The organism is Aquipseudomonas alcaligenes (assembly GCF_003205495.1).
GTDB lineage: Bacteria > Pseudomonadota > Gammaproteobacteria > Pseudomonadales > Pseudomonadaceae > Aquipseudomonas > Aquipseudomonas alcaligenes_B.
This window is the reverse complement of sequence record NZ_QJRX01000007.1, coordinates 1-26,968: the sequence shown is the minus strand read 5'-3', so window position 1 is coordinate 26,968 and position 26,968 is coordinate 1. Positions and strand designations below refer to the sequence as shown.

Genomic DNA, 26,968 nt, shown 5'->3' with positions numbered 1-26,968 from the left:
TGCCAGGGGCACGACCGCGCCCTACCCTGCGCCCCTGTGCATGACCACCCCCACAGGAAGACCCATGTCCCTGGAACAGCAATACACCGCGATCCTCGGCCAGCTCGGCGAGGACGTGACCCGCGAAGGCCTGCTGGATACTCCGAAGCGCGCCGCCAAAGCCATGCAGTACCTGTGCCGTGGCTACCAGCAGACGCTGGAGGAAGTCACCAACGGCGCCCTGTTCAGCTCCGACAACAGCGAGATGGTGCTGGTGAAGAACATCGAGCTGTACTCGCTGTGCGAGCACCACCTGCTGCCCTTCATCGGCAAGGCCCACGTGGCCTACATCCCCAACGGCAAGGTGCTGGGCCTGTCCAAGGTGGCGCGTATCGTCGACATGTACGCCCGCCGCCTGCAGATCCAGGAGAACCTCAGCCGGCAGATCGCCGAAGCGATCCAGCAGGTCACCGGCGCCCTGGGTGTGGCCGTGGTGATCGAGGCCCAGCACATGTGCATGATGATGCGGGGCGTGGAGAAGCAGAACTCGTCCATGGTCACCTCGGTGATGCTCGGCGAATTCCGCGACAACGCCGCCACCCGCAGCGAGTTCCTCAGCCTGATTGGCTGAATCGCGCGCATAAAAAAGCCGTTACCCGTGGGTAACGGCTTTTTTGTTGCCGATTCAGGCCTGGTTGATCGGATTCTCCGGATACCAGACATCCATCAGCGGGCTCAGGTTGAACTCGGTCAGTTCCTTGCGCCCTTTCAGCCAGGCTTCCAGCTGGGTACGCTGCTCTTCGCTGACCGAGCCACGCTTGGCCAGGCAGACGAAACCGTAGTCTTCGCCGCCGACATAACCCAGGCCGTTGCCATCGATGGCATCGCGCAGGAACTGCTCGACAAACTGGTCGGCCTCGGCCTCGGTCAGCCCCTCGCGGAAGCTCAGGGTCAGCTCGCAGCCCAGTTCCTGGAATTCGTCGACGCACAGTTTCTTGCGCAGGCGGCGGGAACGGTTGGTGGCCATAAAAACTCCTAGATACTCGATGAAATAACGGGCGGCACTCTAGCAGGTTGCCGCGCCGGCTGCCCGCCCGATCAGAAAAAAGCCCGCCCGGACGCTGCCATCGCGCCCGGTTCGGGCATAATGCGCGGCAAATCCGCACCTCTCTTCTCGCCCCTTTCGACCTGGGCCCGTGCCAATGATCAGAACGCTTCGCCACTTCGTCTTCGCTTCGCTTCTACTGCCCACCGCCCTGCCCCTCTCCGCCGCCCAGGTCAGCAGCGTGCTGCCGGCCAAGGTCCAGCAGTCGCTCAAGGCCAACAAGATTTCCCCCAACAGCCTGTCGGTGGTGGCCCTGCCGCTGGACGGCGCCGGCAATGGCATCGTCTACAACGCCGATGTCTCGGTGAACCCCGCCTCGACCATGAAGCTGGTCACCACCTACGCTGCCCTCGAGCTGCTCGGCCCCACCCACCAGTGGCGTACCGAGTTCTACGGTGACGGCCCGCTGAAGAACGGCGTACTGCATGGCAACCTCTACCTCAAGGGTGGCGGCGACCCCAAGCTGAACATGGAGAAGCTCTGGCTGATGATGCGCGACCTGCGCGCCAATGGCGTGCAGCAGATCAGCGGCGACCTGGTGCTGGACCGCAGCCACTTCAACCAGCCGCAGCTGCCCAGTTTCAATGACGATGGCGGCGACCCGAACAAGCCCTTCCTGGTCGGTCCCGACTCGCTGCTGGTCAACCTCAAGGCCGTGCGCATGATCACCCGCACCTCCGGCGGCAAGGTCAGCGTGATGATGGAGCCGCCGCTGACCAACGTGCGCATCGACAACAAGGTCAAGGCCCTCGGCGCCGCCAAGTGCCCGGCCTGGCCGGACGTGCGCTACAACCCGGTGGCCCAGTACGACGGCACCACCCTGGTGGTCACCGGCAAGCTGCCCGAGGGCTGCAGTGCCCAGAGCTACCTGGCCCTGCTCGACCATCCCTCTTACGCCGCCGGAGCCGTGCGCGCCATCTGGCAGGAATTGGGCGGCAGCATCCTCGGCAAGGATCGGGTCGGTGACGTGCCGAAGAACGCCAAGCTGCTGGCGCGGACCTTCTCCCCGGACCTGGTGGAGGTGATCCGCGACATCAACAAGTACAGCAACAACACCATGGCCCAGCAGCTGTTCCTCAGCCTCGGCGCCCAGTTCCGCGACCGTGCCGACAGCGACGACGCCAAGGCCGCGCAGCGGGCGATCCGCGCCTGGCTGGCACGCAAGGGCATCACCGCGCCGCATCTGGTGATCGAGAATGGCTCCGGCCTGTCGCGCGCCGAGCGGGTCAGTGCGCGGGAGCTGGCCGGCATGCTGCAGGCCGCCTGGCACAGCCCCTATGCCGCCGAGTTCATCGCCTCGATGCCGCTGGTGGGCATGGACGGCACCATGCGCAAGCGCCTCAAGCGTACTGGCATGGAAGGCCAGGCCCATATCAAGACCGGCACCCTGAACAACGTCCGCGCCATCGCCGGCTTCACCCGCACCGCCAAGGGCAAGAACTGGGTGGTGGTGGCCATTCTCAACGACCAGCGCCCCTGGGGCGCCTCGGCGATCCTCGATCAGGTGCTGCTGGACATCTACCGGCGCTGAGCCTGTTCAGGGCAGCCGTTCGACACGGTCGCGCCCGTTCTGCTTGGCCTGGTACACCGCCATGTCGACCCGCCGCAGCATGGCGTCACTGCTCTCGCCCGCCTGCCAGGCCGTCACGCCGAAGCTGGCGGTGACCTGGCCGACCTCTCCCAACGGCGCCTCGCGCATAATCTGCCACAGCGCCTTGGCCAGCTGGTCGGCCTGCTCCGGAGCCGTGCCGGGCGACAGCACGATGAACTCCTCGCCGCCCAGGCGACAGAGCAGGTCGATGCTGCGCAGGCGCTGACGAATGCGCGCGCAGACTTCCTTGAGCACCAGATCGCCGCTCTGGTGGCCGAAGCGGTCATTGATCAGCTTGAAGTGGTCGATATCCAGCATCACCACCGACAGGCTGCCGACATAGCGGCGGGCGCGGGCGATCTCCATCTCCAGGCGTTCCTGGAAAAAGCGCCGGTTGTAGGCGCCGGTCAACGCATCGGTGATCGACAGGGCGCGCAGCTCCTGCTCCACCAGCTTGGGCCCGGTGATGTCGCTGAGATAGCCGTGCCACAGCACGCTGCCATCGCCGAGGCGCTCCGGCGTGGCTTCGCCGCGCAGCCAGCGCAGGCCCTGGCGTGGCAGCAGCACACGGTACTCCTCGCGCCAGGGCTGCAGCAGCTCTGCGGAAGCCTGGATGCTGCGTCGCAGTGCTTCGATATCCTCGGGGTGAATACGCCCGAACACGGCCGAGGCATCCTGGCGCAGTGTCTCCGGCTCCAGTTCGTAGATATTGCGGATGCCGGCACTGGCGAAAGGGAAACAGGTGCTGCCATCCGGGCGCAGCTGGTACTGGTAGATGGCCCCGGGCACATTGGCGGTGAGCTTCTCCAGCAGCAGGTCGCGGGCCTCCAGGGCCTGGCGGCTGAGCTTGGCCTCGGTGATGTCGATGGCGATGCCCAGGTAGCCCACCAGCTCGCCCTGATTGCCACGGATGCCGGTGACGATCAGGTTGACCAGCAAGCGGCGGCCGTCGCGGCGCACATAGGTCCACTCGTGCTGGTCATAGGCCTGAGCGCCGCCGGTGTCGGCGATGAACACCTCGAAGCCGCTGACCGGCCGGCCCAGCCGCAGGCTCAGTTCCTGGCCTCGCCTGAGCACTTCCTCTGGCAGATGGATAAGCAGCGGCGAGTGCCGGCCCACCACCTCCCCGGCCGAGTAGCCGAGCATGCGCTCGGCACCGACGTTGAAGGTACGTATGGTGCCGTCCAGGTCGGTGGCGATCACCGCCACCTGGGTCGCCGCATCCAGCACGCCGCGCAGCTGGCCATTGACCCGCGCCAGCTCGGCCTCGCGCTGACGCAGCGCAGCCGTCTGCTCGCGCACCAGAGCATGGGCGCGCTGGCGCTGGCTGACCAGAACGAACAGCAGTACCGCCATCAGCAGGCTGAGCAGCAGTCCGGCGCCCAGTACCACGGTCAATACCGGTGTGCTGTTGACCTGCAGGAAGGCTTCGGTCGGGCGAATGATCAGCGCGTAGCTGCGATCGGCCAGGTGCAGCTCCCGGCGTAACTGCAGCGTGCTGCCGGTTGCCGCGATGGCCGAGCGATACTGCAGCTTGCGCCCGGGCAGGGGGCTGGTTTCCAGCAGCTCCAGGCTGAGGTTGCGGGCGCTCTCCGCACTCTCCTGCTCGCGCAGCAACTGGCGGATGCTGAACGCCGCCAGGATGTAACCGCGCAGCGCCGTCCGTGGCCGGGCACTGGCGTCGCCCGGCGTGGGACCGCGGTAGATGGCTGCGGCCAGCAGAAGGCCGTCGCTGTCGCCGGCCCGGGTGCCGATGAACTCGATGACGCCTGAAGCCGCCATATCGGCGCTACGCCGGGCCCGTTCCAGGGTGTCGCGCCGGCTGTCCAGTGCGGCAAGATCGAGTCCCAGTACCGATGCGCTGCCGCCCTGGTCGGTTTCCACGAAACGCAGGGGAAAGTACTGCTCGCGCAGGGCTGCGGGTACCAGCTCGCCAGAGCTGTTGAGGTCGCGGATCGAATAATCCGTCAGGCCTTCGGCGCGGGCCGCGCGCTCGAAACCCTGGCGCTCGGCTTGCATCACGCGCGGCAACCAGGCGTAGGAGAAGGCTCGTGGCAGTAAACCGGCGACATAGCCGGAGAACTCGCGGCTGGTGACCAGCTGGGTATTGGTGAAGAAGCGGCGCAGGCCGTCGAGGTCGGCCATGTGCGCGGCAAAGCTGTTTTGCATGGCCGTGGCGCGTTCGCTGGCCGCCCAGTGGAAGCGCTGCTCCAGCTGCCCCTGGTAGAAATGGCCGACGGCCCTGGCCAGCCCTGCGGTCAGCAGCAACCCACCCAGGCAGACGGTACCGGACAGCAGCCAGGCCACCAGGTTGTTGCGCAGCAGGTCCCGGCCGCTGGGCGGGACAGTGGGCAATGCCGCCATGCAGACTCGCTTTCGAAGGCGGACATCCCTGTCATGCGACTGCCACTCGGGCAGGTGGTGTCATATTGCCTTTATGCTAGCTCGCCACGAAGCGCCAGGCACGGTGAATCTTTGGATTGCGGGCGAAGTCCTGATCGAGGGTCTGGGCGCTGATCTCCTCCACCGCATAGCGCTCGGCTAGGCCCGGGTCGAGCTGGAACTTGCGGAAGTTGTTGGAGAAGTACAGAACGCCGCCCTTGCCCAGACGGGCCATGGCCAGGTCGAGCAGGCGTACATGGTCGCGCTGCACATCGAACACCCCTTCCATGCGCTTGGAGTTGGAGAAGGTCGGCGGGTCGATGAAGATCAGGTCGTACTCGCCGCGATCGGCTTCCAGCCAGGCCATCACGTCGCCCTGCTCCAGGCGCTGCTTGTCGGAGAAGCCATTGAGCGACAGGTTGCGCCGCGCCCAGTCCAGGTAGGTCTTCGACAGGTCGACGCTGGTGGTGCTGCGCGCGCCGCCCTTGGCCGCGTGCACGGTGGCCGTGGCGGTGTAGCAGAACAGATTGAGGAAGCGCTTGCCGGCCGCCTCCTGCTGGATGCGCAGGCGCAGCGGGCGATGATCGAGGAACAGGCCGGTGTCGAGGTAGTCGGTGAGGTTGACCAGCAGGCGCACACCACCTTCGCTGACTTCCATGAACTGGCCCTGACTGGCCTGGCGCTCATACTGCTTGCTGCCACTCTGCCGTTCGCGGCGCTTGATCACCACCTTGTCGGGCGAAATGCCTAGCGCCACCGGGATCGCCGCCAGGGCGTCGAGCAGGCGCGCCTGGGCCTTGTCCGGGTCGATGGAGCGTGGCGGCGCATATTCCTGCACGTGCACCCAGTCGCGGTACAGGTCGACGGCCAGGGCGTACTCGGGCATGTCGGCGTCGTACAGGCGATAACACTCGATACCGGCCTTCTTCGCCCACTTGCCGAGGCTCTTGAGGTTCTTCTGCAGGCGGTTGGCGAACATCTGTCCGCCCTCGGACAGGCGCGCCGGCTCGCTGGCCACCGGGGCAGCGCCCTCTTCGCCCTGGCGCCGTTCGCCGCGTTCACCGGTGACGAACTGCTCGGGCAGCACCTTGAACAGCAGCAGCTTGCACGGCAGCGCGCCGTTCCAGAAGGCGTACTGCTTGTGGCTGCGCAGGCCCATGCGCTTGCCCAGCTCCGGCGCGCCGGTGAACACCGCTGCCTCCCAGTTCAGGCAGCTCTGGCGCAGGCGCTCGCCGAGGTTCTGGTAGAGGTAGAGCAGGCTCGCCTCGTCGCCCAGGCGCTCGCCGTAGGGCGGGTTGCAGACGATCAGGCCGGTCTGATTCTTGTCCGGGCGCGGCTCGAAGGTGGCCAGCTCGCCCTGGTACAGCTTGACCCACTCGCCCAGCCCGGCGCGCTCGATGTTGTTGCGCGCCGGCGTTATCAGCCGCGGATCGGCTTCGTAGCCGCGGATCCACAGCGGCGGCTTGGCCAGGCCGGCGGTGGCGCGCTGCTCGGCTTCGGCGTGCAGCTTCTTCCAGATTGCCGGCACATGGCCCAGCCAGTTGGAGAAGCCCCAGCGCTCGCGACGCAGGTTCGGCGCCATATCGGTGGCCATCATCGCCGCCTCGACCAGGAAGGTGCCGACCCCGCACATCGGGTCGGCCAGGGCGCCACCCGCAGCAGCAATACGCGGCCAGCCGGCGCGGATCAGGATGGCGGCAGCCAGGTTCTCCTTGAGCGGCGCGGCGCCCTGCTGCAGGCGGTAGCCACGCTGGTGCAGGCTGTGCCCGGACAGGTCCAGCGACAGCACGGCCTCGCCGCGATCCAGGCGCAGATGAATGCGCAGGTGCGGGTTGATCTTGTCGATCGACGGTCGCGTGCCATCGGCGGTGCGCAGCTTGTCGACGATCGCATCCTTGACCTTCAGCGCACCGAAGTGGGTGTTGTCGATGCCCGAGCCATTGCCGCTGAACTCCACGGCCAGGGTGCCGGAAGGCTCCATGTGTTCGGCCCAGTCCACGGCCAGCACGTCCTGGTACAGGGACTCGGCATCCACCACCGGGAAACGCCGCAGCACCAGCAGCACGCGGTTGGCCAGGCGCGACCACAGGCACAGGCGATAACCCACCTCGATGGGCGCGAAGCCACGCACGGCGGCAGTCTGCTCGCGCACTTCCTCCAGCCCCAGGCCGGCGGCCTCCTCGGCCAACAGGCTTTCCAGGCTCTTGGGGCAGGTCAGGATCAGTTCGTAGCGGTCAGACATGGGCTATCCAGTAATTCAGTGCGGCCCGCGGGCCAAGATATGCGACGCGCGGTCGCATGGCGACCCTTCGTCGGAATGAACCGGCCTCGCAGACGAGAGCGGTTCGCAATGGTACAAGGCCTTCGTTCGGTACGAGGAAGCCCGTATTTCGCGGCTCGACGCACCAGTGGCAATCGCCACAAGCCACCAGCTTATGGCTCCTGCCCTATTCGCGTTACGCCCTTATGACAAAACGATCATTCACAGGGTGGAACGCATTCGTTAGAAATCAACTCAGGCCGGTACCGCAATGGTACTGGCAGGTGGCTCGCCACGCCGGCAGCGAGCCCCGCTGGCAGAACATTTCTGCCCGGTCCCACCAAGGGGCCAACGGGACATAACAGTCAACAGTGAGGGCAACACCCGATGAGAAGACTTAAGCGTGATCCGTTGGAACGAGCTTTCTTGCGCGGCTATCAGCACGGCGTTCATGGTAAATCCCGCGATATGTGTCCTTTCACCCACCCCACTACCCGTCAAGCCTGGATCAATGGCTGGCGCGAGGGCCGCGGTGACAACTGGGACGGACTGACCGGCGCCGCCGGCATCCACAGACTCAACGAACTTCACGCTGTCGGCTGAATCAGGATCACCCCGACTTCACCAGACCGTCCCATCCGGACGGCGGGCGAGAGCCCAAGGGCCCCTCAGGGGCCCTTTTTATTGCCGGTTAAAAGCCCCTCAGGATCTCGGCAGCGCGGCGATCGCATCCACCGCCTCGCGGATCAGCGCCGGCCCTTTGTAGATGAAGCCGGAGTAGATCTGCACCAGGCTGGCGCCGGCGGCGATCTTCTCGGCCGCATGCGCACCCTCGGTGATGCCGCCCACGGCGATGATCGGCAGGCGGCCCTTCAGCTCGCCGGCCAGCACCCGCACGGTATGGGTGCTCTTGTCGCGCACCGGCGCGCCGGACAGACCGCCGGCCTCGCTACCGAACGGCAGGTTCTCCACGCCCTCGCGGCCGAGGGTGGTGTTGGTGGCGATCACTGCGTCCATGCCGGTCTCCACCAGCGCCTGGGCCACCTGCACGGTTTCCTCGTCGCTCATGTCGGGCGCGATCTTGATCGCCAGCGGCACACGCTTGCCATGCTCCACGGCCAGGTCTTCCTGGCGCTGGCGCAGGGCCTCGAGCAGCTGCTTGAGCTGGTCGCCGAACTGCAGGCTGCGCAGACCAGGAGTATTCGGCGAGCTGACATTGACGGTGACATAGCTGGCGTGGGCGTAGACCTTGTCCAGGCCGATCAGGTAATCATCCACCGCGCGCTCGACCGGGGTATCGAAGTTCTTGCCGATGTTGATGCCCAGCACGCCCTTGTACTTGGCCGCCCGCACCCGCGCCAGCAGGTGCTCGACGCCGTGGTTGTTGAAGCCCATGCGGTTGATGATGGCGGTCGCTTCCGGCAGGCGGAACAGGCGCGGCTTGGGGTTGCCCGGCTGCGGACGCGGGGTCACGGTGCCGATCTCGACAAAGCCGAAGCCCAGCTGGGCGAAGCCGTCGATGGCATCGCCGTTCTTGTCCAGGCCGGCGGCCAGGCCCACGGGGTTGGGAAAGTGCAGGCCCATCACGGTCACCGGCAACTGGCTTGGCGCCTTGCACAGCAGGCCGTTGAGGCCCATGCGACCGCCGGCACCGATCAGGTCGATAGACAGCTCATGGGAGGTTTCGGGGGCGAGACGGAACAGCAGCGCGCGGGCCAGGTCGTACATGGGCGGGTCGGCTCGGAATAAGGGTTTCAGTGGGAAGCAGGACGCGATTATAGCCGCCGGCACTAGCCTCCGGCGAGGCAAGGGAGTAATAAGGAGTATCGTTCGGGCGCTTATCGCAACTGACGCAGGTCGAGCAGTTCACCGGCCGCGCTGAATTCCAGCTCGAACACGCCATGAATGCCGTCGTGGCGCAGGAATGGACGCAGGTGATGGGCCGGCAAGCTGACCTTGCGGCCGTCGCGGCTGTACAGCAGAACCCGATTGGCGCGCCCCTGGTAAACAGCCAGGAAGCGCTCCGCAGGCAAGGCGATATCCAGCACCAGGCTGGGCATGGAGGCACCCTCGAAATGGACGGCATCATTCTGCCACAGGCTCGCGCCGAAACGATTCAGGCTCATCCGGATAGTGCGCAGCGCCGGCGGCTCTGCCACACTGGCACAGTAGTACCAGGAGCCTCCTGCGGGTCATGAGTCTGTCCGACACCTCCTCCATCGCCTCTCGCCTCTCCGCCCTGGCCCAGCGCCTGGGTCTGAGCGGCCGTGTGCCGCGCCTGGTGTTCGAGCGTGCCCGCCATCTGCAGCTGCCGTTCCAGCCGTTGCCGGTGCCGGCGGCCAGCCTCTGGTGGGCGGCCGGGCCGCCGCTGCAGCGTCTGGTGGACCTGCCGCGCGATGCGCTGTCCGGCCCGGTGCAGGAGGACAAGGCCGCCGCCCGCGCCGTACTGATGGGGGTGGTCGAGCGCGAGGTGTTGCACCTGGATGACTTCGATCTGCGCCGCATCGATGGCCTGTGCAGCCCGCCGCCGAGCCTGGATGACCGCTTGGCCAGCTTCGAGGAACTGGCGGCCAGCCCCTTGGGCCGCGGCGTCCGCATCATCAGCTACAAGGACTTTCTCAAGACCATCAGCCAGGCCATGCCGCGCTTCCTCGCCGCCCAAGCGGTCGAAGTGCGCCAGGCCAGCTGGTACGGCGAGCGGCTGTTCTGGGCCGGCGAACAGCAGGGCGAAGCCTTCGCCTGCGCCATCGCCTACGCCCGCCTGCGCGGCCTGGAAGTGACCCTGCCGGCCGAACTGACGCGCTACCGCCTCAGCGCCAGCGGGCTGGGCGAATTGCGCCGGCGCTACCACATGCTGGCCATGCCGGTGCAGGCCTGGAGCGAACCGGCCTTCATGAGCCTGCTGCTCAATCACGGCCTGCCCTATGCTCGCCTGTCACTGCTGCGCTACGCCGATGCCCCGGAGTTCCTGCTGCTACCCAAGAATTCGGCGGAGGCCAATGCCCTGGGCGAAGGTCTGCGCCTGGCAGGTGCCCCGGACGTGATCGGTTATCTGGACGCGCTGCATCAGCGCACCACGGGCTGAGCCAAGGAAAAGGATGGGATCGGCCAGCCCCGCAGGGCTGGCCGGCTTTGCTCAGACCCTGCTGCCGGCCTGAACGTCGAGACGCACTTCCTGAGTCACCCCCCAGCCATCCAGCACACCGCCCAGGGGTATCACCAGGGCCTCCAGATCCTGCTCGAAGTCGCCGATGCCGGCATGGGTGGCATACATCACCTTGCTGACCTGCAGGTGCCAGGCGCCATCCTCACGCACGCAGACCTGTGCATTGAGGGATTCACCGCGAAACTGCCTTGCCGCCTGTCTGGCCCGGTCCTCATCCGGGAAAATGGCGTAGAACTCGATGGGATGAACCCGGGCAAAATCGAAACCACCCTCTTTCATGCGGCGCAGAACACTACTGCTGACATCATCTTGGAAGGTTGTGCTCATGTAACGACCTCCTCTCAGGCGATGGATAGACCGCAACCGCCAGGAATCCGACGGCACCGCGACACCTTAGGGTGTCGCACGATAGCCAGGCAAGCGCTGCCTGGCCTTGCATGCGCGGACCTCAAGCCCGCAGGCGGCCGGCCAGGCGCACGCCCGTCGATTCCGCCACCTCTTCAGGGTAGCGTCTGCGCCGGCAGACTGCTGGCACACCGACCATTGGCCAGGGCTTCGGCGACGGGTGGCTCAGTCGCGGCTGAGCCAGCCCATCAACAGGCGGTTGATCGAGGGCGGTGACACCTGGCCGGCGGCATACATCAGGCGGAACAGCCAATGCAGGGGCCGGTGCACCCGGGGCCGCGCGGCCTGCTGCCACACCACCCGGGCGATGTCTTCGGCCGCCAGCCGGACACCCAGGCGACGCAGAGCCGGCGGCTCGAAGCCCTGCCGCGTCACCATCGGTGTGCGCACGAATGGCGGCATCAGGTCGCCGACATGGATGCCGTGGCGCCGCCACTCCAGCTCCAGGGCCTCGGTCAGACCGCGCACGGCGAACTTGGACGCCGAGTAGCTGACCATGTGCGGCGTGCCATAGAGACCCGAAGCCGAGCTCATGTTGATCACCTGAGCGCGCGGGGTGCCCTTTAGGTAGGGAAAGGCCGCATGGGTGACCTGCAGCAGGCCGAGCACGTTGATCTGCAGGATGCGCGCGTGCTCCTCGAGGCCGATCTCCTCGAAATGGCCGAAGCGCAGCACCCCGGCGGAATTGAACAGCAGGCGCAGGCGACCACCGTGAGCGGCGCAGAAGTCCCGCAAGGCCTCGCGCACCGCCCCGGCATCGGTCACGTCCAGCTCGGCGTGCCAGGCCCCGCCCAGTTCCGCGGCCAGTTCGGCCAGGGCCTGGTGTTCGATATCGAGCAGGCCGACGCTCCAGCCGCGCGCATGGAACAGCCGCGCGGTGGCGGCGCCGATGCCGGAAGCGGCGCCAGTGATCAGGATGTTGTTCATCGGCAGCCCCTCTCCCCGAGAAATTCGGCGACCCGCCGCAGCGCCAGCTTGGCGACGTCGAGCAGGCCGCAGTTGATCTGGAACACATGCCACTGCCCGGGGTAGACCTCCAGCTGCAGGTCCAGACCGGCGCACTCGCGCAACCGCAGGCTGTGCTGCAACAGGTGCTCATCCTCGCCGACCTGCACCAGCAGCGGCGGCAGGCCATGCAGGTCGGCGAACAGCGGCGACAGCAGCGGGTCGCGCCGGTCCACCCCGGGCGGGCAATAGGCGTCTATCCCCTGGCGCAGCCAGGCCGCGGTGATCAGCGGATCGCCGGCCGGCGGCTCGTGCCAGGTTCCGCCGCCGAGGTCGCTGAGCGGCGACAGGCACACCAGCGCCGCCGGCTGTGGCAGGCCCAGTTGGCGCAGGCGCAGGGCGCAGTTGAGGGTCAGGTTGCCGCCGGCCGAATCGCCAGCGATGACGATGCGCTCGGCCGGCTGCCCCTGCGCCAGCAGCGCCCGGTAGGCCGCCAGCGCATCGTCGGAGGCGGCCGGCCAGGGATGCTCCGGCGCCAGCCGGTAATCCAGGGCGCAGACCCGCAGCCCGCCCAAGCGGGCCAGCGCGCTGGTGATCGCCCGGTGGGTCTGCGGCGAGCCGACCATGAAGGCACCACCGTGCAGGTAGAGCAGCACCCAGCCGTTATCGCGCGCGGCCGTGAGCCATTCGCAGGGCACGCCGCCGAGCCGGGCCGGCTCGATGCGTACGCCGCGGGCTGGCGGCGCCAGCCGCGTGGCCAGGCGCAGCACACGCCGCTGCAGCGACGGCGCCAGGCGTGGATGCAGGCCCGTGCGAAACACCAGCCGAGTGCTGCCGCGCAGCACGCCGCTGAGCAGGCGCTGCCCCAGGCCTGGCGGACTTGGTAGCTCAACGGACCTGGTCATAGTCGCTCCACTGTGGCCGCCGGGTGTGGCGGCGGTAGCTGAAGGTGAAGCCCGACCAGTTGTTGGTGTGCTTACCGGCGGCGTTCTTGTACCAGCTGGTACACCCCTGCTCCCAGACCGAGTGCTCGATGTCGTGCTGCACCTGGCGGTTCCAGGCCTCCTGCGCCGGCTGGCGCACGTCCAGGTAGCGCACGCCCTGCTCCAGCCTGGCCAGGCACTGCAACACATGGGGATACTGGCTTTCGAGCATGTAGATGATCGAGTTGTGCCCCAGGTTGGTGTTCGGCCCGTAGAGGATGAACAGATTGGGGAAGCCGCTGACGCTGATGCCCTTGTAAGCCTCGGCGCCATCCTTCCAGGCCTGGCTCAGCTCGCGGCCGCCGAGGCCGCGGATGCGCATGGGGGCGAGGAAGTCGCTCGCGGCGAAGCCGGTGCCGTAGATCAGCACATCCACCGCACGCTCCTGGCCATCGGCCGTGACTATGCCGTGCTCGGTCACTTCGCGGATCGCCTCGCCCACCACCTCCACCTGCGGCTGCACCAGCGCCGGGTAGTAGTCGTTGCTGATCAGGATGCGCTTGCAGCCCAGCGGATAGTCCGGCGTCAGCCTGGCGCGCAGCACCGGGTCGGCCACCTCGCGGGCGAGGTGGCGGAGGAACTGCCGGCGATAGGGCTTCATCAGCCAGGGCAGCAGGAAGAAGGCCACGCCACGCACTTCGTGATGGAGGTACTGCAGGGCGCGGTCAAGCTTCTGCGTCCAGGGCCAGCGCTGCATCAGGGCCAGCTCCAGGCGGCTGTAGGCACGGTCCGGCTTGGGCAGCACGTAGGCCGGAGTGCGCTGGAACAGGTGCAGGCGCGCCACCTTGGGCACTATCTGCGGCACGAACTGGATGGCGCTGGCGCCGGTGCCGATCACCGCCACGCGCTTGCCGGCAAGGTCGATGTCATGGCGCCAGCGGGCCGAGTGGAAACTCGCCCCGGCAAAACGCTCCAGCCCGGCAATGCGCGGGTAGAGCGGCCGGTTGAGCTGGCCGCAGGCGCTGACCAGGGCCCGCGCGCGGAAGGTCGCGCCATCGGTGGTGGTCACCCGCCACAGGGCGGCGCGCTCGTCGAACTCGGCCTCGGCCACCTCGCTGTTGCAGCGAATGCGCGACGCCAGGCCGTGGCGCTCGATGCACTGGCGCACATAGGCATGGATCTCCGCCTGCGGCGCATAACGCCGGGTCCAGTCGGTCTTCGGTTCGAAGGAAAAGGAATACAGGTGCGAGGGCACGTCGCAGGCCGCGCCGGGATAGTCGTTGTCGCGCCAGGTGCCGCCCGGGGCAGCGGCTTTTTCCAGAATCAGGAAGTCGTCCTGCCCCTGCTGGCGCAGGCGCATGGCCAGGCCAAGGCCGGCGAAGCCGGAACCGATGATCAGCACGCGGCTGAACGCCTGCTCGGGAGTCTCGTTATCCATTGTTATCTCCATGAGCCTTGGTACTCGGCGCCATGCTAAGCATTGCCCGCGTGCAGGTTTATGGCATAGTCGGCCACAAAATTGTGAGCTTAGGCCAAGAATCATGCCACTCCCCCGCCGCAGCGCCATCAGCGTCCAGCTCATCAGCCAGTACGGCTTGGATCTGGGCCTGCCCCTGGACATCTGCCTGCAGGACACCGGCCTGGACTGGGCCCTGCTCGCCGACCCGGGCGCGGAGATCGCCGCCGAGCAGGAGCTGCAGCTGGCGCGCAACCTGGTTCGGGCCTGCGATGATCGCCCTGGACTGGGCCTGAAACTGGGCCGCCGCTATCGGCTCAACAGCTATGGCATCTGGGGCTTCGCCCTGCTGTCCAGCCCGACCTTCCGGGATGCCGCCAGCCTGGGCCTGCGCTACCTGGACCTGACCTACGCCTTCCACGGCATGCGCGTGGAGGAAAGCGGCGACGAGGTCAACCTGTGGCTGGACGATGCACAGGTCCCGCTGCAGCTGCGGCGCTTCCTGCTGGAGCGCGACCTGGCGGGCATGCTGCAAGTGCTGCGCGAGCTGTTCGGCGGCGACCCGCCCCTGCTGCGGGTTGAACTGCGCCTGCCGGCCCCCAGCGACACCGAGCCCTACCGCGAGGAACTAGGCCTGCTGCCGCTGTTCGGCCAGGCGCACAACCGCATCGCCTTTCCCCGCCAGCTGCTCGACCTGCCACTGGCGGGTGCCAACCCGCAGGCAGTGCGGCTGTGCGAGGAGCAGTGCCAGCGCCTGCTGGCCAGGCGCAACCAGCGCAGCGGGCTGGCCGGGCGTATCCGCGGCCTGCTTCTGGAGCGCCCGGGGCGACTGCCGGACATGGAGCAGGTGGCGAGCAGCCTGCACATGAGCTCGCGCACCCTGCGCCGTCGCCTGGAAGCGGAGGGTTGCCACTTCCGCCAGCTGCTCGACGAGGTACGCCAGGCCCTGGCCGAGGAGTTGCTGGCCACCGGCGGCCTGACCCTGGAGGAAATCGCCGAGCGCCTGGGCTATGGCGAAGTGTCCAACTTCATCCATGCCTTCAAGCGCTGGAAAGGCAAGGCGCCCCGCCAGTTCCAGCGCGAATCAGGCTGACGGCCTCAGTCGCTGCGACGGGCCGCCAAATCGACGCCGTCACTGACGCCGGCGGTGTTGGCCAGCAGGCTGCCGGTCGCGACCTGCAGGAAAGCCTCGAGACGCCGCTGCAGCATCTCCTGGCGCGGATCGCCCTGCACAAGTTCGACCCTGCGCGCGTCGAGCTGGTAACGGTAGAGCTTGGCCGGCAGGCCCTTGGGTTGCACCAGAATGCTGTCGCCGTTGACGATCGCCACCGTCTGGTCACTACCGGACGGTTTGATCACGCCGATGCCCTGATCACCCTCCGGCAGGTTGAGCAGGTCGCGCCCCCAGCACTGCTGACGGGTCGTGCCACCGAGGCGGCCCATGATGGTCGGCACCACGTCGACCTGGGTACCGACGGTGTCGCGACGCTCGCCGAAGCGTTCCTGGATGCCGGGGGCGATCAACAGCAGGGGCACGTTGAAGCGGAACAGATCCAGCTCGGTGAGCTGCTCCGGGCTACCGAAACCGTGGTCGCCGACGATGACGAACAGGGTGTCGCGGTAATAGGGCGACTTCCGCGCCTGCTCGAAGAAGCGGCCCAGCGCCCAGTCGGAATAGCGCATGGCGGTGAGGTGCTGGTTGTGCGAGCCATGCTCGGTCACCTGCGCTACCGGCAACTGCTCGGGCAGGGCGTAGGGTGTGTGGTTGGAGAGGGTCTGCAGCAGCGCGTAGAAGGGCTTGTCCGGGTCGAGCTTAGCCAGCTCCTCGGCGGCCCGATCGAACATATCCTGGTCGGATACGCCCCAGGTCGGGTCGATGAACACCGGATCGACGAAATCCTCGCGGCCGATGAAGTTGCGCATGCCCTGGTTACCGAAGAAACCGGACTGGTTGTCCCACTGGAAATTGCCGTTGTAGACGTACAGGTCGTCATAGCCCCGGGTGCTGAGCTGCTGCGGCAAGCCGGAGAAACGGTGGCTCCCCTCGGGAGTGCGCATCAGGTACTCGAAACCCGGCAGATTGGGGAAGCAGGCCATGGTGGCGAACATGCCCTGGTGGGTATGGGTGCCGTTGGAGAAGAAACGGGTGAACAGCAGTCCTTCCCGGCTCAGGCGGTCGAAGTTGGGCGTGATGCCCGCATCGCTGCCCAGCGCCCCGACCCAGCGACCGGCGAAGCTCTCCATCAGGATCACCACCACATGCTTGATCGGCAGGGTCCCGGCGGCCGGCGGACTGAAGTCGCGACGCACCGCCGCGCTCTCGACATCCACCAGGCGCTCATGCGAGCCGACCAGCATCTCGCGTACCACCTGCAAAGCCTCGGCCTCGGGCAGCGTGGCCTTCCAGGCATTGTCGCGATGGCTGGAGAAGCTGTTCTCGGCAGCGTCGGCCAGGGTCAGAACGCCATTGAGGCCCAGGTGGTTGGCAAACATGGAATCGGTGGTGAAGGCGTCGCCCCAGCGCAGTGGCGGCCCCTGCTTGAGGGTGCCGCGCCCGGCGATCACCGCCAGCACCAGGCAGAGGGCAAAGACGCCCGTGCGCCAGGGCCAGGACAGCGGCGCAATGGGCCGGCTCGGCCGGCTCACCTGCGCCAGCCAGTGGAACAGCAGGCCCAGGGCCAGGCTGCCGAGTACCCAGGCCAGCAGGTAGCGCACCACTGGGAAACCATGCCAGAGCATGCTCGAGACGGTGCCCAGATCTTCTTCCAGGTACTGGAACACCAGGCCGTTCAGGCGCTGGTGGAACTCCCGGTAGAAGTCCAGCTCGGCCACCCCGAGCAACAGCGCCAGGCTGGCCACCAGACTCAGCCAGAGCACCTGGGCCCGGCGTGCGGCCATAGCTCGGGGGCTGAGCAAGGCCAGCAACAGGGGGGCACAGGCAATCACCACGACGCGGATGTCGAAGCGCAGGCCGTTGCCGAAGGCTTCCAGCAGGTCGGCGGTCGTGGCCTCGCCGATCTGCTCGGCGTTGTACCAGAGCAGAGCCAGGCGCAGCAGCGAAAACAGCAGCATCAGCAGCAGCATGCTGCCAAGGGTGAAAATCAGATGGTGACGGACACTGCTGAGCGGAAGCTGCGGGGTCGCCGGTTGAACCACTGAATGCATGGCTAATGGAGTCCGTTGGGAAGGCAGGTGACCCGGCAAAGACCTGCCGTGATGGCATTAGTTCAATGCTGGCCGGCGCCGACGGTTTCGCGCATGCACACAAAGACACGCCCCGCAGAGGCGGAACGAGCTGGGGGGATACTAAGGGGAAGATTGGAGGCGGCCCCACCAGCCACACCCCGGCACACGATGTTCCCGCTATGGCTGCTTCCTTCCGGACCTGACCAGGTTGACGGGTAATCGTTGCGGGGGGACCGATGGGACCACCATAACGCAGCCCGTCGAGCGACGGGCCGCGCCATTGTACTGGCTGAATGCAAAGTTACAAGCGCTTCAACCACTTAGAACGGGCAGCACACATCCGGCGTGCCGATCGGCAGCCATGGCGGTCAGACGCGGAAGCGGCCGACCAGCTGCGCCAGCCCGTGGGACAGTTCGGACAGCCGGGCACTGGCCTGGGTGCTCTGCTCCGAGGTCTGCGCCGCCTCGTTGGACAGGTCGCGGATATCGCTGATGTTGCGCGCAATCTCCTCGGTCACGCTGCTCTGCTGCTCGCAGGCGCTGGCAATCTGCGCTGCCATGTCGTTGATCCGGGCCACCGAGTCACCGGTGGCGGACAACGCACCGTCCACCCCGGCGGCGCGCTCGACACTGTCGCGGGCCTTCTCGCTGCCGGAATGCATGGCCTTGACCGCATTCTGCACGCCAGCCTGTAAGCGCTCGATCATCTGCTGGATATCCTTGGTCGAGTCCTGGGTACGGGCGGCCAGCGCTCGCACCTCGTCGGCCACCACGGCGAAGCCCCTGCCCTGCTCGCCGGCGCGCGCCGCCTCGATGGCGGCGTTGAGCGCCAGCAGGTTGGTCTGTTCGGCGATGCCCTTGATCACCGCCAGCACGGCGCCGATGTTGGCCGTTTCCTGTTCCAGGGTCTGGATGGTGTCCGATGCACTCTCCACTTCATGGGCCAGCTGGCGAATGGCGTGGATGGTGGCGCCCACCACCTGGGCGCCTTCGCGCGACTGCACTTCGGCGCTGCGGGCGGCATCGGCGGCATTCTGGGCGTTGCGCGCCACCTCATGCACGGCCGTGCTCATCTCGGTGGCGGCAGTGCTGACCTGATCCACGGCGAGGTGCTCGTGGCTAATCAGGCGGTCGTTGGCTGCGGCCATGCTGGCCAGGGTCTCGGCCGAGGTAGCAACCTCCCCCGTCACCCGCCCCACTTCACGAATCAGTGGCTGCAGCTTGTCGAGGAAGCGATTGAAGGCATCGCTGAGCTTGCCCAGTTCATCGCGCGACAGGACTTCCAGACGCACCCGCAGGTCACCATCACCCTCGGCGATCTGCTCGATACGATGCAGCAGGTTGTGCAGGGGGCGGGTCACCAGCACCGGGAAGCCGAGCACCAGCACGGCGCAGACCAGTAGACCGACGAGGGTGATGCCGCCCTGTTGCCAGCTGAGGTCGTCGCCCAGGGCGATGGCCTTCAGACCTTCGGCGTTGGCTTCGCTGTCTTCCAGCTCGCCGAGCTTGTCGATGGCATCGCGCATGGCTTCGAACTGCGCCTCGCTGTCACCGTAACTCAGCGCGGAGGCGGCCGTCGGATCGCTCGCCGCCAACTCCAGTACCCGGCTGGAGGTCGCCTTCCACTGGGCGTAGCCGCTGTCGAACTTGGCGACCAGCGCCAGTGCCTCGGCCCCCGGCTGCATCTCGGCATACTTGTGCACGCGGTCGTAGGCCTGCTGCAGGTTTTCCGCATGGGCGGCGCGCAGCGCCTCGGCATGAGCGCTGGCACCTTCGTCAAGCAAGCTGCGCTCGGCGACGAAGCCCTGGTAAAGATCACGGTCGGCATTCAGCAGCAGGCTGATGGCGGGCAGGTAGCGATTGGTCAGGCGGGTGCTGGAGTCGGCGACCTGGCCGATGCCCTGCACGCTCAGGGCGCCCATGAGCACCAGCAATACGGCGAGCAGCAGAATCGGCAGAGCCATCTTCCAGCGGAATCCAAGATCGGCGAATAGGCGCAACATGGTGGCCTCCAGGAGGTCGGTGGTGCTGTTGTTGTGCCACTAAGCATAGACTCTGCCCGCATGCCCGCCGCTCGTGCACTCTGGCCGGTTCACTGAAGCGGACTCCACGGCACCGAGTGCAGAAGTACCCGGGCATGCACAGGGTGACTACGGGCAATTTGTGCTAGCTTGCCCGCCGAATCCACCTCGCGGAGCCCTCCATGGCCATCACCAAAGACCAGCTGATTTCCGACCTCGCCGAAGCCACCGACCTGCAGAAGACCGACGTACGCGCCCTGCTCGATCAACTCGGTGAAATAGTCGCGGACGCTCTGGAAAACGATGGGGAAATCACCCTGCCGGGTATCGGCAAGCTCAAGGTCAACGAACGCCCTGCCCGCACCGGGCGCAACCCGGCTACTGGCAAGGCGATCCAGATCGCTGCCAAGAAGGCGGTCAAGCTGGTGGCAGCCAAGGCGCTGACCGACAGCCTCAACGCCAGCAACTGAGGCCGTTTGCGCTCAGGGCGCTGCCTTGAGCGCTTCGCTCGGCACCACGGCGAAGGCCTCGACCTCGTCGACGGTGTCCTGCCCGATGCCACGCTGGCGCAGACGACGAATCTGCTCGATGCGCTGCAGGTTCTCCCAGGCCATCTCGTAGTGCGAAGGGGACTGGTCGATGGCGCTGCGGAAGAACTGCTCGGCCTCATCCAGCTTGCCTTCGATCATGCAGATGTAGCCCACATCGTTGCTGGCGGCTGCACGACTCTCGACCCGTTCGAAGCTGGATAGCGCCTCCTCGTAGCGTCCCATCCGTGCCAACAGCAGGCCATAGTTGCGCCACAGCGGCTCGTAACGGCCATCGAAACCAAGACCTCTTCTGTACTGTGCCTCGGCCTCGCTCCACTGTCCGGCCAGGTAGTAGGAGTAGCCCTGGCTGTTCGCGACCAGCGGCGAGCGCGGTTCGATCTGCTGGGCCAGTCGATAGAATTCTCCGGCCCGGGAGAAATCGTTATCCAGGTCAGCCAGCACCCCCAGGCCGTTGTAAAGCTTGAGCGGTGACTTGCTATCGACCTTGAGGCCGCTCGGTTCACTCGAGGCTGAGCCGCCCAGGCGGCGCTGGTCCATCTCCAGGGCCTTGCCCAGCATCTCCTTGGCGCTGTCGGCGCGGCGCAGGGCCAACTGCAGCAAGCCCATTTCCGTCAGCGCTGAAAGGTTGCCTGGTTGGCTCTGCAGCACATCGGCAAAGGCCAGCTCGGCCAAATGGCTATTGCCGCGCTCACGGTGGATGCGGCCAACCCAGACCATGGCCTCGTACTGCTCGGGATCGAGTTCGATGGCGCGCAGGTACTGGTACAGCGCCTGATCCAGAGCTCCCCCCTGATAGGCAATGGCCGCCATGCGCATGGCCTGATCTGGCGAGCTGGCCTGCTCCCGTACCTGATACAGCACGGAATTCTGGCCGTTGAAGATCGAGCGGTCGGTGCCGAGCTCGGGCATGCTCTGACAGCCGGCCAGAACGAGCGACAAGGCGAGCAACGAAAGATTCCTGTTCATGTCATAGCTTCCCGAAAGTCCTGAGGATCCCGACGATCACGGGGCCGATTGCAACGAGGAAGAAACTGGGCCAGAGGCAGAGCACCAGAGGAAAGATCAGCTTGGTCCCGACCTTGGCAGCCTGTTCCTCCGCCGCCTGGGTACGACGGTCGCGGAATTCCTCCGCATAAACCCGCAGGGTGTCGGCAACGCTGGTGCCAAAGCGGATGCTCTGGGCCAGCAGGCTGACCAGCCCCTGTACATCATCCAGACCGGTACGCTCGGCCAGATGCTTGAGTGCCTGGGTGTTGGGTATCCCGGCACGAATCTCGGCATTCACCATGGCCAGCTCCTCGGCCAGTTCGGGTTGGCTGACCAGCATCTCCTCGGCCACCCGCTCCATCGCCTGGGGCAGGGACAAGCCCGACTCGACGCAGACCACCATCAGGTCCAGCGCATCGGGAAATGCGACCCGCAGGCGCCGCATGCGCCCTTCCTTGCGCTTGTCGACGTAGATGGCCGGCAGCAGCCAGCCGACGCCAACAGCCGTGGCAACCAGCATGATGCCGACATTCAGGGAGAGCTCGGGTACCAGGGGCAGGGTCAGCAGCGAGGCGATCAGCAGCAGTACCGGCAACAGCAGACGAATAGCCCAGTAGACCTGGGGTGCCGAACCGGAGCGATAGCCGGCATGGGTGAGCAGCTGGCGGGTCGGCGAGTTGTTGCGGGCCTCGTCGCTGGCAAAGCGCTGCCCGACCTGCTCCAGCAGGAGTTGCAGGTTGCTCGGCGCGGCATAGGTGCCGGCTGCGCCATGCCCGTGCCCGCGCTTGATCATGCCCAAGCGCCGCTGTACCGGGTCCTGCAGGCCAAACAGGAGCAACACCAGAGTCGCCACCAGCAGGACCACGCTGAGAGAAATGCCCCCGACGAACAGCAGCCGGGCAATTTCCTCGTTGCCGACCATGCGGTTGATCAGAGCCAGCAGGTAATCCATGGCGCCTCCTACACATCGAGCCGGATGATCCGGCGAATCCAGAAGATGCCCAGCAACATGGCACCAAAGGCCGCCATCACCAGCTTCTGGCCGAATTCATCCTTGACCAGCAGCGGCATGTACTCCGGGGTGGTCGCGGCAATCCCGGCGGCCAGCACGAAGGGAATCGCCACCAGCACCCAGGCCGACATGCGCCCCTCCGCCGACAGGGTCTTGACCTTACGCTGGAAGCGGAACCGCGCGCGAATGAGGCCGCTGATGCGCTCCAGCACTTCGGTGAGGTTGCCGCCGCTCTCGCGGTGGATGAGGATGGTGGTCACCAGCATCATCACCGTCATGCTCGGCATGCGTTCCAGCAGCCCGAGCATGGCGCGGCGCACATCATTACCGTAGTTGATGTCGGCGAAAGTCAGGCCGAATTCGTGAGCCACCGGCCCCTTGTGCTCCTCGGCCACCAGGCGCAGGGTCTCGTTGAATGGGTGGCCGGCGCGCAGGGCCCGGCACATCGCGTCGAGGGCATCGGGCAGCCCCGCCTCGAAATCGGCAAAGCGCTTGGCGCGGTCGCTGCCGATCTTGATGAAGGGCACGCAGCCAGCCAGCAGAGCCAAGACCAGGGCCGCCCACCACAACTTGAGCAGCAGCCAGGCGGCGACACCGACCAGCACGACCAGCGCCAGCGCCAGCAGCATCACCCGGTAGGCGCGATAGTCGTGCCCGGACTGCTCGATCATCTGCGCCAGACGCTCGCACCAGGGCAGCTGCTCCAGCGCGGCCTCCAGCGGGGAGAGGCGTTTTAGGTACTTCTGCCGCAGCACCGTCTGCATGTTCGGCAGATGGTTGGCCGTCTCCAGCAGGTGCAGGCGCGAGCGGATGCGCTTGCGCATCTTGCCCGCCTCGCCGAACACCGGCACCACCAGCCCCTGGCTGAGCAGGAACACGGCCGCGAAGACCATGCCGAGGAAGGCCAGGATCATCTCGCTGGGAATCTGGTTCATGACTGCATCGCCTCCATCCAGTCCGGACGGAACAGGCTCAGCGGCAACTCGATGCCACGCTTGGCCAGCACGTCGCGGAAGGCCGGCACCATGCCGGTGGGACGATACTCGCCGAGCACTTCACCATGTTCGCCAAGGCCGCGCCGTTCGAAGGTGAAGATCTCGGTCATGGTGACGATCTCCCCTTCCATGCCGTTGATCTCCTGCACGCTCACCAGGCGGCGCTTGCCATCTTCCTGGCGTTCCAGCTGGATGACCACGTCGATGGCCGAGGCAATCTGCTGGCGCATGGCCTTGATCGGGAACGTGGCACCGGTCATCGACACCATGTTCTCGATCCGCCCCAGCGCATCGCGCGGGGTATTGGCGTGGATGGTGGTCAGCGAACCGTCGTGGCCGGTGTTCATCGCCGTGAGCATGTCCAGGGCCTCGGCACCACGCACCTCGCCAATGACGATGCGGTCCGGGCGCATGCGCAGGCTGTTGCGCACCAGCTCACGCTGGTTCACTTCGCCGCGGCCCTCGATGTTCGGCGGGCGGGTTTCCAGACGCACCACATGCGGCTGCTGCAGCTGCAGCTCGGCCGAATCCTCGATGGTTACGATGCGCTCGTTGTCCGGGATGAAACTGGACAGCACGTTGAGCATGGTGGTCTTGCCGGTACCGGTACCACCGGACACCAGCACGTTGAGGCGACCGCGCACGATGGCCTTGAGCATCAGGGCGATACCCGGGGTGATGGTGCCCATCTGGATCAGGCTCTCGGCGTTGAGCAGGTCCACGGCGAAACGACGGATGGACATGCTCGGTCCATCGATGGCCAGCGGCGGGATGATGGCATTGACCCGCGAGCCATCCTTCAGGCGCGCATCCACCAGCGGCGAGGACTCGTCGATGCGCCGGCCCAGGCTGGAAACGATACGGTCGATGATATTGAGCAGGTGCTGGTCATCGCGGAAGCGCACGTCGGTGCGTTGCAGCTTGCCGAAGCGCTCGACGTAGACCGAGGCGTGCCCGTTGACCAGGATGTCCGACACGCTGTGGTCGGCCAGCAGCGGTTCCAGCGGTCCCAGGCCGAGCACCTCGTCGCCGATCTGCTTGATGATCAGCTGCCGGCTGCTGGTCGATACCGGCGCCGAATGTTCATCCAGCAGGCGCTGGCAGATATCGCGGATCTGCCGGGCCGCCTCGGCGGGCTCCAGCGAGTCCAGCAGTGACAGGTCCATGACCTTGAGCAGCTGCTGGTAGATCTTCTCGCGCCACTCGGTTTCCACCTGATTGAGCTGGGTACGGGTTTCATAGACTTCCGAGGGTACGGAAACCTCCCAGCTCATCACGCTGGGGGGCGCCGGCTCTGTGGACGCGACGCCGTCCTTGGTCTTGCCACTCTGCTGGCGCAGTCGATTACGAAAGTCGCTGAGCATGACTCACCCCCTGAACAGGCGGCTGAAGGTACGTTTGAACAATCCCTGTTCGCCGGCCTCGGTACCGGCCAACTCCTGCTTCAGGCTGCGCAGGGCGAGGGTAATGGGCGCACGCGGGGCATGCAGCTCGAGCGGTATGCCGCTGTTCTGGCTTTCGCTGACGGCGGCGAAGTCGTTCGGCAGCTTCTGCAGATCGGGGCAATGCAGGGCGTCATCGATATCCTGCAGGGTGATCGGCGCGGTCTTGCTGTAGCGGTTGACTACCACATGCAGGCGGTTGCTCTGCACGCCCAGGTCGTTGCGCAGTATCTGCAGCAACCGGCTGGCATCCTTCAGGTGGCTGAGGCTCTGCTGCAGCAGGATGTAGCAGTGATCGGCCTGCTCCAGGGTGATGCCCGTCAGATGGTCGATCTGCCGCGGCAGGTCCACCACGACCCAGTCGTAGCTGGCGCGGGCCAACTGGAGCAGGGTTTCCAGCTGTTCCAGGCGGACATCCTGGGCCAGGCACAGATCACTGGAGCGCCCACCCAGAACATGCAGGGTCGGGCTGAAGTGGCTGCAGAAACCGCGCAGGGCCACGCTGTCGAGCCCCTCCACCTGCTGCATGACTTCCACGTGGCTGTGCGTAGGAGCGATGTCCAGGCTGTGCGCCACGCTGCCGAACTGCAGGTCGAGATCCAGCAGCAAGGTGCTGGCGCCGGTCGCGCTGAGCTGGTGCGCCAGGTTGCAGGCGAACATGGTCGCTCCCGAGCCGCCCTTGGCATTCATCACCGCCACCAGCTTGCCACCAGCACCGGTGCTCACATGGCTCTCGCGCAGCATGCGCTGCAGGGCGCCCAGCAGTTCAGCCTCTACCACCGCGTCGGAGAGGAAGTCGCGGGCGCCGGCCTGCATCGCCATGCGCATCCCCTCGCGCTCCTCCAGCGGGCCGCAGACCAACAGCGGCGGGCGCTCACTGAGCGGCCGCTGCAGCAGGGCCTCCAGCTCGTCACGCCACAGATGACTGACCCAGAGCAGGAGGAAGTCCGGCAACTCGTCGAGACCATAGAGCGGATCGGTATGCCCATTGCTGACCAGGCGTGTGCTGACCTGCAGCCCCGGAATGCGCTGGCTGATCTCCTGCAGTTGATTGAGCGCGCGGGCATCGCGGCTGCTGATCAGCAGCCGCGGGCCGCTGCGAGAGGCACTGGATGGGTTCAGCATGGCGTGATCTCCGGAGTCACCCCATTCTCGGCATGGCGCCCGAGGCTTTCGCGCGGCAGGGTTGCCCGGAAGCTGGGCAGGGTGATCTGGGTGCCGAGCAAGGGGATCAACAGGTCAAAGGTGAAGTTGTCCACCCGCAACTGAACGTAGCGGATGGCACGGAAACCGTTACTGCCGGAAGTGTCGCTGGGCGCGGCGACGACCGCTCCGTTGATGTCCAGATAGGTCAGCGTCAGATCGGCGGTATCCAGATTGGCAATCAGGCCGCTGGCGCCGGTTTCATCCGCGGCGTTGAAAATGGCCCGGCGCAGGATGATCGGGTCGCTGATATCGCACACCGCTGCCAGGCGCGCGCCACGCCGTACCGTCTCGTTCAGGGTGTTGACGGTGAAGTACAGGCGCCCCATCTCGATCACACCGAACAGCAGGGTAAACAGCAACACTCCGACGATGGCGAACTCGACCACGTAGATGCCCTGCATGCGACGTTTCATCACAGTGCCCTCATCACGACCGTCGAGTTGAGCTCGACGGCGAGTGGCACATCGTTGCCGAAGAGCGATGGCAGCACGCTGCCGATCACCGGCTGGAAATCGTAGGAAAGCTGCACCTCGATGTAACGCGCATCGCTGGCGGAGGGGCGCACCTGTACATCATCGGGCGTGAGTCCCGGCACCACGGCAGAAAAGCCCGCGGTGGTGGATGGCACCCCGTATACGGCGACATTCTTGATTTCCGTCTGCAAGCTGGTGCTCAGGTCGAGCCTACCCAGGGTGGCATTCCAGACCTTGCTCGCGGCATAGCGGCCGGCATCCCGGCTGGCCTGCAGCAGATTGTTGTAGTGGAACAGCATGCGGCCGAACTCGGCGACGCCCAGTAGCAGGAGCACCAGCAATGGCAAGGCGATGGCGAACTCGACCATCGCCATGCCCTGCTGCCCTCTCTTGCCCGCCGCGCGATTCATTCGGCCACCTCAGGAGTCGATGCTGGGGACGGCGATGCCGTCGATGTAGGTCTTGTACAGCTGGATGATCTGCGGACCGTTCTCGTCAGCAGGGGTCGGCCCCGGCACCCCGTCGCTCGAGCACATTTCGACGAACTGGCCGAAGATTTGTGACTCGTTGCCCTTCTGGTCCGCTGGCTGCAGCACGAAGAAGCAGCCGAACCCCAGTACCGGAATCTGGCTGGTACCGGAGTCGGTTCCCGTACAGGGCCCGCCTATCACCACCCGCAGGATGCGCCGACCGGCCACGCCATCATCCTCGCAGCCCCCGCCGCCACTGGCGCAGGAGTTCGCGGCATCCAGCCAGTCGTTGTAGTCGAACAGTGCCTGGCCGCCTGCGGTTATGTTGCCGTCAGCGTCGGCCACGGCCGGGACGGAGGAGCCGCCACCATTGCCCCCTCCCTGTCCACCACCATTGCCGCCACCTTGACCAC

General features: G+C 66.2%; 24 protein-coding genes, 1 other RNA gene and 1 pseudogene. 6 read left to right on the top strand and 20 right to left on the bottom strand.

The window, feature by feature from the left end; genetic code table 11:
- The first annotated feature begins 64 nt into the window (after positions 1-64).
- On the top strand, positions 65-610 hold the full coding sequence (gene folE / locus DMO17_RS13800) for a GTP cyclohydrolase I FolE (protein WP_110683069.1): 546 nt from the start codon (positions 65-67) through the stop codon (positions 608-610).
- Positions 611-664: 54 nt separating this feature from the next.
- On the opposite strand, the gene DMO17_RS13795 is transcribed toward folE, so the two are convergent.
- Positions 665-1,006: a YggL 50S ribosome-binding family protein gene (locus tag DMO17_RS13795; RefSeq protein ID WP_110683068.1), complete on the bottom strand. Its 342-nt coding sequence runs from the start codon at positions 1,004-1,006 to the stop codon at positions 665-667.
- Positions 1,007-1,181: 175 nt separating this feature from the next.
- Between DMO17_RS13795 and dacB the strand changes: the two genes are divergently transcribed.
- Positions 1,182-2,615, top strand: a complete 1,434-nt coding sequence (gene dacB, locus DMO17_RS13790) for a D-alanyl-D-alanine carboxypeptidase/D-alanyl-D-alanine endopeptidase (protein WP_110683067.1) — start codon at positions 1,182-1,184, stop codon at positions 2,613-2,615.
- 6 nt (positions 2,616-2,621) lie between these two features.
- Here dacB and DMO17_RS13785 read toward each other — a convergent pair whose 3' ends face one another.
- Positions 2,622-5,039 carry a diguanylate cyclase gene (locus DMO17_RS13785; RefSeq protein ID WP_110683066.1) on the bottom strand — a complete coding sequence of 806 codons (2,418 nt, stop codon included), beginning with the start codon at positions 5,037-5,039 and terminating at the stop codon, positions 2,622-2,624.
- A gap of 76 nt (positions 5,040-5,115) precedes the next feature.
- Positions 5,116-7,299, bottom strand: a complete 2,184-nt coding sequence (gene rlmKL / locus DMO17_RS13780; protein WP_110683065.1) for a bifunctional 23S rRNA (guanine(2069)-N(7))-methyltransferase RlmK/23S rRNA (guanine(2445)-N(2))-methyltransferase RlmL — start codon at positions 7,297-7,299, stop codon at positions 5,116-5,118.
- A gap of 405 nt (positions 7,300-7,704) precedes the next feature.
- Between rlmKL and rmf the strand changes: the two genes are divergently transcribed.
- Positions 7,705-7,920, top strand: a complete 216-nt coding sequence (gene rmf, locus DMO17_RS13775; RefSeq protein ID WP_110683064.1) for a ribosome modulation factor — start codon at positions 7,705-7,707, stop codon at positions 7,918-7,920.
- A 99-nt stretch (positions 7,921-8,019) separates the two neighbouring features.
- On the opposite strand, the gene DMO17_RS13770 is transcribed toward rmf, so the two are convergent.
- Together DMO17_RS13770 and DMO17_RS13765 are read right to left on the bottom strand one after the other, a co-directional pair.
- Positions 8,020-9,045, bottom strand: a complete 1,026-nt coding sequence (locus DMO17_RS13770; protein WP_110683063.1) for a quinone-dependent dihydroorotate dehydrogenase — start codon at positions 9,043-9,045, stop codon at positions 8,020-8,022.
- 110 nt (positions 9,046-9,155) lie between these two features.
- A complete protein-coding gene (locus DMO17_RS13765) occupies positions 9,156-9,377 on the bottom strand; it encodes a DUF2835 domain-containing protein (RefSeq protein ID WP_110683314.1) in 222 nt (73 codons plus the stop codon).
- A 134-nt stretch (positions 9,378-9,511) separates the two neighbouring features.
- Here DMO17_RS13765 and DMO17_RS13760 point away from each other — a divergent pair, with 134 nt between their 5' ends.
- Positions 9,512-10,402, top strand: coding sequence for a DUF6685 family protein (locus DMO17_RS13760; protein ID WP_110683062.1), 891 nt, complete (start codon positions 9,512-9,514; stop codon positions 10,400-10,402).
- A 51-nt stretch (positions 10,403-10,453) separates the two neighbouring features.
- Here DMO17_RS13760 and DMO17_RS13755 read toward each other — a convergent pair whose 3' ends face one another.
- From DMO17_RS13755 to DMO17_RS13740, 4 genes are all read right to left on the bottom strand, one after another.
- On the bottom strand, positions 10,454-10,810 hold the full coding sequence (locus DMO17_RS13755; RefSeq protein ID WP_110683061.1) for a ribonuclease E inhibitor RraB: 357 nt from the start codon (positions 10,808-10,810) through the stop codon (positions 10,454-10,456).
- A 243-nt stretch (positions 10,811-11,053) separates the two neighbouring features.
- Positions 11,054-11,815 carry an SDR family oxidoreductase gene (locus tag DMO17_RS13750; RefSeq protein ID WP_110683060.1) on the bottom strand — a complete coding sequence of 254 codons (762 nt, stop codon included), beginning with the start codon at positions 11,813-11,815 and terminating at the stop codon, positions 11,054-11,056.
- Entirely contained in the window at positions 11,812-12,738 is a 927-nt protein-coding gene (locus DMO17_RS13745) for an alpha/beta hydrolase (protein ID WP_110683059.1), read from the bottom strand. Before DMO17_RS13745 ends, DMO17_RS13750 begins: the two co-directional genes overlap by 4 nt.
- On the bottom strand, positions 12,722-14,194 hold the full coding sequence (locus DMO17_RS13740) for a flavin-containing monooxygenase (protein WP_110683058.1): 1,473 nt from the start codon (positions 14,192-14,194) through the stop codon (positions 12,722-12,724). Before DMO17_RS13740 ends, DMO17_RS13745 begins: the two co-directional genes overlap by 17 nt.
- Positions 14,195-14,297: 103 nt before the next feature.
- Between DMO17_RS13740 and DMO17_RS13735 the strand changes: the two genes are divergently transcribed.
- Positions 14,298-15,305: an AraC family transcriptional regulator gene (locus DMO17_RS13735; RefSeq protein WP_110683057.1), complete on the top strand. Its 1,008-nt coding sequence runs from the start codon at positions 14,298-14,300 to the stop codon at positions 15,303-15,305.
- Positions 15,306-15,310: 5 nt separating this feature from the next.
- Here DMO17_RS13735 and DMO17_RS13730 read toward each other — a convergent pair whose 3' ends face one another.
- The 3 genes from DMO17_RS13730 to DMO17_RS20215 form a co-directional block, all read right to left on the bottom strand.
- On the bottom strand, positions 15,311-17,377 hold the full coding sequence (locus tag DMO17_RS13730) for an LTA synthase family protein (RefSeq protein WP_110683056.1): 2,067 nt from the start codon (positions 17,375-17,377) through the stop codon (positions 15,311-15,313).
- Positions 17,378-17,540: 163 nt separating this feature from the next.
- Positions 17,541-17,637: signal recognition particle sRNA small type (ffs, locus tag DMO17_RS13725), an RNA gene on the bottom strand.
- Between the two features lie 129 nt (positions 17,638-17,766).
- Positions 17,767-19,401, bottom strand: a complete 1,635-nt coding sequence (locus DMO17_RS20215; protein ID WP_110683055.1) for a methyl-accepting chemotaxis protein — start codon at positions 19,399-19,401, stop codon at positions 17,767-17,769.
- A gap of 200 nt (positions 19,402-19,601) precedes the next feature.
- Here DMO17_RS20215 and DMO17_RS13715 point away from each other — a divergent pair, with 200 nt between their 5' ends.
- Positions 19,602-19,889 (top strand): HU family DNA-binding protein, encoded by a 288-nt coding sequence (locus DMO17_RS13715; protein ID WP_110683054.1) that lies wholly within the window; start codon positions 19,602-19,604, stop codon positions 19,887-19,889.
- A 12-nt stretch (positions 19,890-19,901) separates the two neighbouring features.
- Here the strand turns inward: DMO17_RS13715 and DMO17_RS13710 are convergent, their stop codons facing one another.
- From DMO17_RS13710 to DMO17_RS13675, 8 genes and pseudogenes are all read right to left on the bottom strand, one after another.
- Positions 19,902-20,936, bottom strand: a complete 1,035-nt coding sequence (locus DMO17_RS13710) for a tetratricopeptide repeat protein (RefSeq protein WP_110683053.1) — start codon at positions 20,934-20,936, stop codon at positions 19,902-19,904.
- 1 nt (position 20,937) lies between these two features.
- Complete coding sequence (locus DMO17_RS13705; protein ID WP_110683052.1) at positions 20,938-21,909, bottom strand: type II secretion system F family protein; 972 nt, start codon at positions 21,907-21,909, stop codon at positions 20,938-20,940.
- Between the two features lie 8 nt (positions 21,910-21,917).
- Positions 21,918-22,904: a type II secretion system F family protein gene (locus tag DMO17_RS13700; protein WP_110683051.1), complete on the bottom strand. Its 987-nt coding sequence runs from the start codon at positions 22,902-22,904 to the stop codon at positions 21,918-21,920.
- Positions 22,901-24,328, bottom strand: coding sequence for a CpaF family protein (locus DMO17_RS13695; RefSeq protein ID WP_110683050.1), 1,428 nt, complete (start codon positions 24,326-24,328; stop codon positions 22,901-22,903). The genes DMO17_RS13700 and DMO17_RS13695 overlap by 4 nt, the downstream gene beginning before the upstream one ends.
- A 3-nt stretch (positions 24,329-24,331) precedes the next feature.
- A complete protein-coding gene (locus DMO17_RS13690; protein ID WP_110683049.1) occupies positions 24,332-25,531 on the bottom strand; it encodes an AAA family ATPase in 1,200 nt (399 codons plus the stop codon).
- Positions 25,525-26,025 (bottom strand): TadE/TadG family type IV pilus assembly protein, encoded by a 501-nt coding sequence (locus DMO17_RS13685; protein WP_375538018.1) that lies wholly within the window; start codon positions 26,023-26,025, stop codon positions 25,525-25,527. The genes DMO17_RS13690 and DMO17_RS13685 overlap by 7 nt, the downstream gene beginning before the upstream one ends.
- Positions 26,025-26,495 (bottom strand): TadE family protein, encoded by a 471-nt coding sequence (locus tag DMO17_RS13680; RefSeq protein ID WP_258371549.1) that lies wholly within the window; start codon positions 26,493-26,495, stop codon positions 26,025-26,027. Before DMO17_RS13680 ends, DMO17_RS13685 begins: the two co-directional genes overlap by 1 nt.
- Before the next feature lie 9 nt (positions 26,496-26,504).
- Positions 26,505-26,968, bottom strand: a pseudogene (locus DMO17_RS13675) (pilus assembly protein); the annotation flags it as partial.

Coding starts and splice junctions, on each gene's coding strand:
- DMO17_RS20215 (WP_110683055.1), bottom strand. CDS start 19,401: ATGTTGCGCCTATTCGCCGATCTTGGATTCCGCTGGAAGATGGCTCTG.
- folE (WP_110683069.1), top strand. CDS start 65: ATGTCCCTGGAACAGCAATACACCGCGATCCTCGGCCAGCTCGGCGAG.
- DMO17_RS13795 (WP_110683068.1), bottom strand. CDS start 1,006: ATGGCCACCAACCGTTCCCGCCGCCTGCGCAAGAAACTGTGCGTCGAC.
- DMO17_RS13740 (WP_110683058.1), bottom strand. CDS start 14,194: ATGGATAACGAGACTCCCGAGCAGGCGTTCAGCCGCGTGCTGATCATC.
- rmf (WP_110683064.1), top strand. CDS start 7,705: ATGAGAAGACTTAAGCGTGATCCGTTGGAACGAGCTTTCTTGCGCGGC.
- DMO17_RS13700 (WP_110683051.1), bottom strand. CDS start 22,904: ATGAACCAGATTCCCAGCGAGATGATCCTGGCCTTCCTCGGCATGGTC.
- DMO17_RS13765 (WP_110683314.1), bottom strand. CDS start 9,377: ATGCCCAGCCTGGTGCTGGATATCGCCTTGCCTGCGGAGCGCTTCCTG.
- DMO17_RS13760 (WP_110683062.1), top strand. CDS start 9,512: ATGAGTCTGTCCGACACCTCCTCCATCGCCTCTCGCCTCTCCGCCCTG.
- DMO17_RS13730 (WP_110683056.1), bottom strand. CDS start 17,377: ATGCATTCAGTGGTTCAACCGGCGACCCCGCAGCTTCCGCTCAGCAGT.
- DMO17_RS13715 (WP_110683054.1), top strand. CDS start 19,602: ATGGCCATCACCAAAGACCAGCTGATTTCCGACCTCGCCGAAGCCACC.
- DMO17_RS13710 (WP_110683053.1), bottom strand. CDS start 20,936: ATGAACAGGAATCTTTCGTTGCTCGCCTTGTCGCTCGTTCTGGCCGGC.
- DMO17_RS13770 (WP_110683063.1), bottom strand. CDS start 9,045: ATGTACGACCTGGCCCGCGCGCTGCTGTTCCGTCTCGCCCCCGAAACC.
- DMO17_RS13705 (WP_110683052.1), bottom strand. CDS start 21,909: ATGGATTACCTGCTGGCTCTGATCAACCGCATGGTCGGCAACGAGGAA.
- dacB (WP_110683067.1), top strand. CDS start 1,182: ATGATCAGAACGCTTCGCCACTTCGTCTTCGCTTCGCTTCTACTGCCC.
- DMO17_RS13755 (WP_110683061.1), bottom strand. CDS start 10,810: ATGAGCACAACCTTCCAAGATGATGTCAGCAGTAGTGTTCTGCGCCGC.
- DMO17_RS13785 (WP_110683066.1), bottom strand. CDS start 5,039: ATGGCGGCATTGCCCACTGTCCCGCCCAGCGGCCGGGACCTGCTGCGC.
- DMO17_RS13680 (WP_258371549.1), bottom strand. CDS start 26,495: ATGAATCGCGCGGCGGGCAAGAGAGGGCAGCAGGGCATGGCGATGGTC.
- DMO17_RS13690 (WP_110683049.1), bottom strand. CDS start 25,531: ATGCTGAACCCATCCAGTGCCTCTCGCAGCGGCCCGCGGCTGCTGATC.
- rlmKL (WP_110683065.1), bottom strand. CDS start 7,299: ATGTCTGACCGCTACGAACTGATCCTGACCTGCCCCAAGAGCCTGGAA.
- DMO17_RS13695 (WP_110683050.1), bottom strand. CDS start 24,328: ATGCTCAGCGACTTTCGTAATCGACTGCGCCAGCAGAGTGGCAAGACC.
- DMO17_RS13750 (WP_110683060.1), bottom strand. CDS start 11,815: ATGAACAACATCCTGATCACTGGCGCCGCTTCCGGCATCGGCGCCGCC.
- DMO17_RS13735 (WP_110683057.1), top strand. CDS start 14,298: ATGCCACTCCCCCGCCGCAGCGCCATCAGCGTCCAGCTCATCAGCCAG.
- DMO17_RS13745 (WP_110683059.1), bottom strand. CDS start 12,738: ATGACCAGGTCCGTTGAGCTACCAAGTCCGCCAGGCCTGGGGCAGCGC.
- DMO17_RS13685 (WP_375538018.1), bottom strand. CDS start 26,025: ATGAAACGTCGCATGCAGGGCATCTACGTGGTCGAGTTCGCCATCGTC.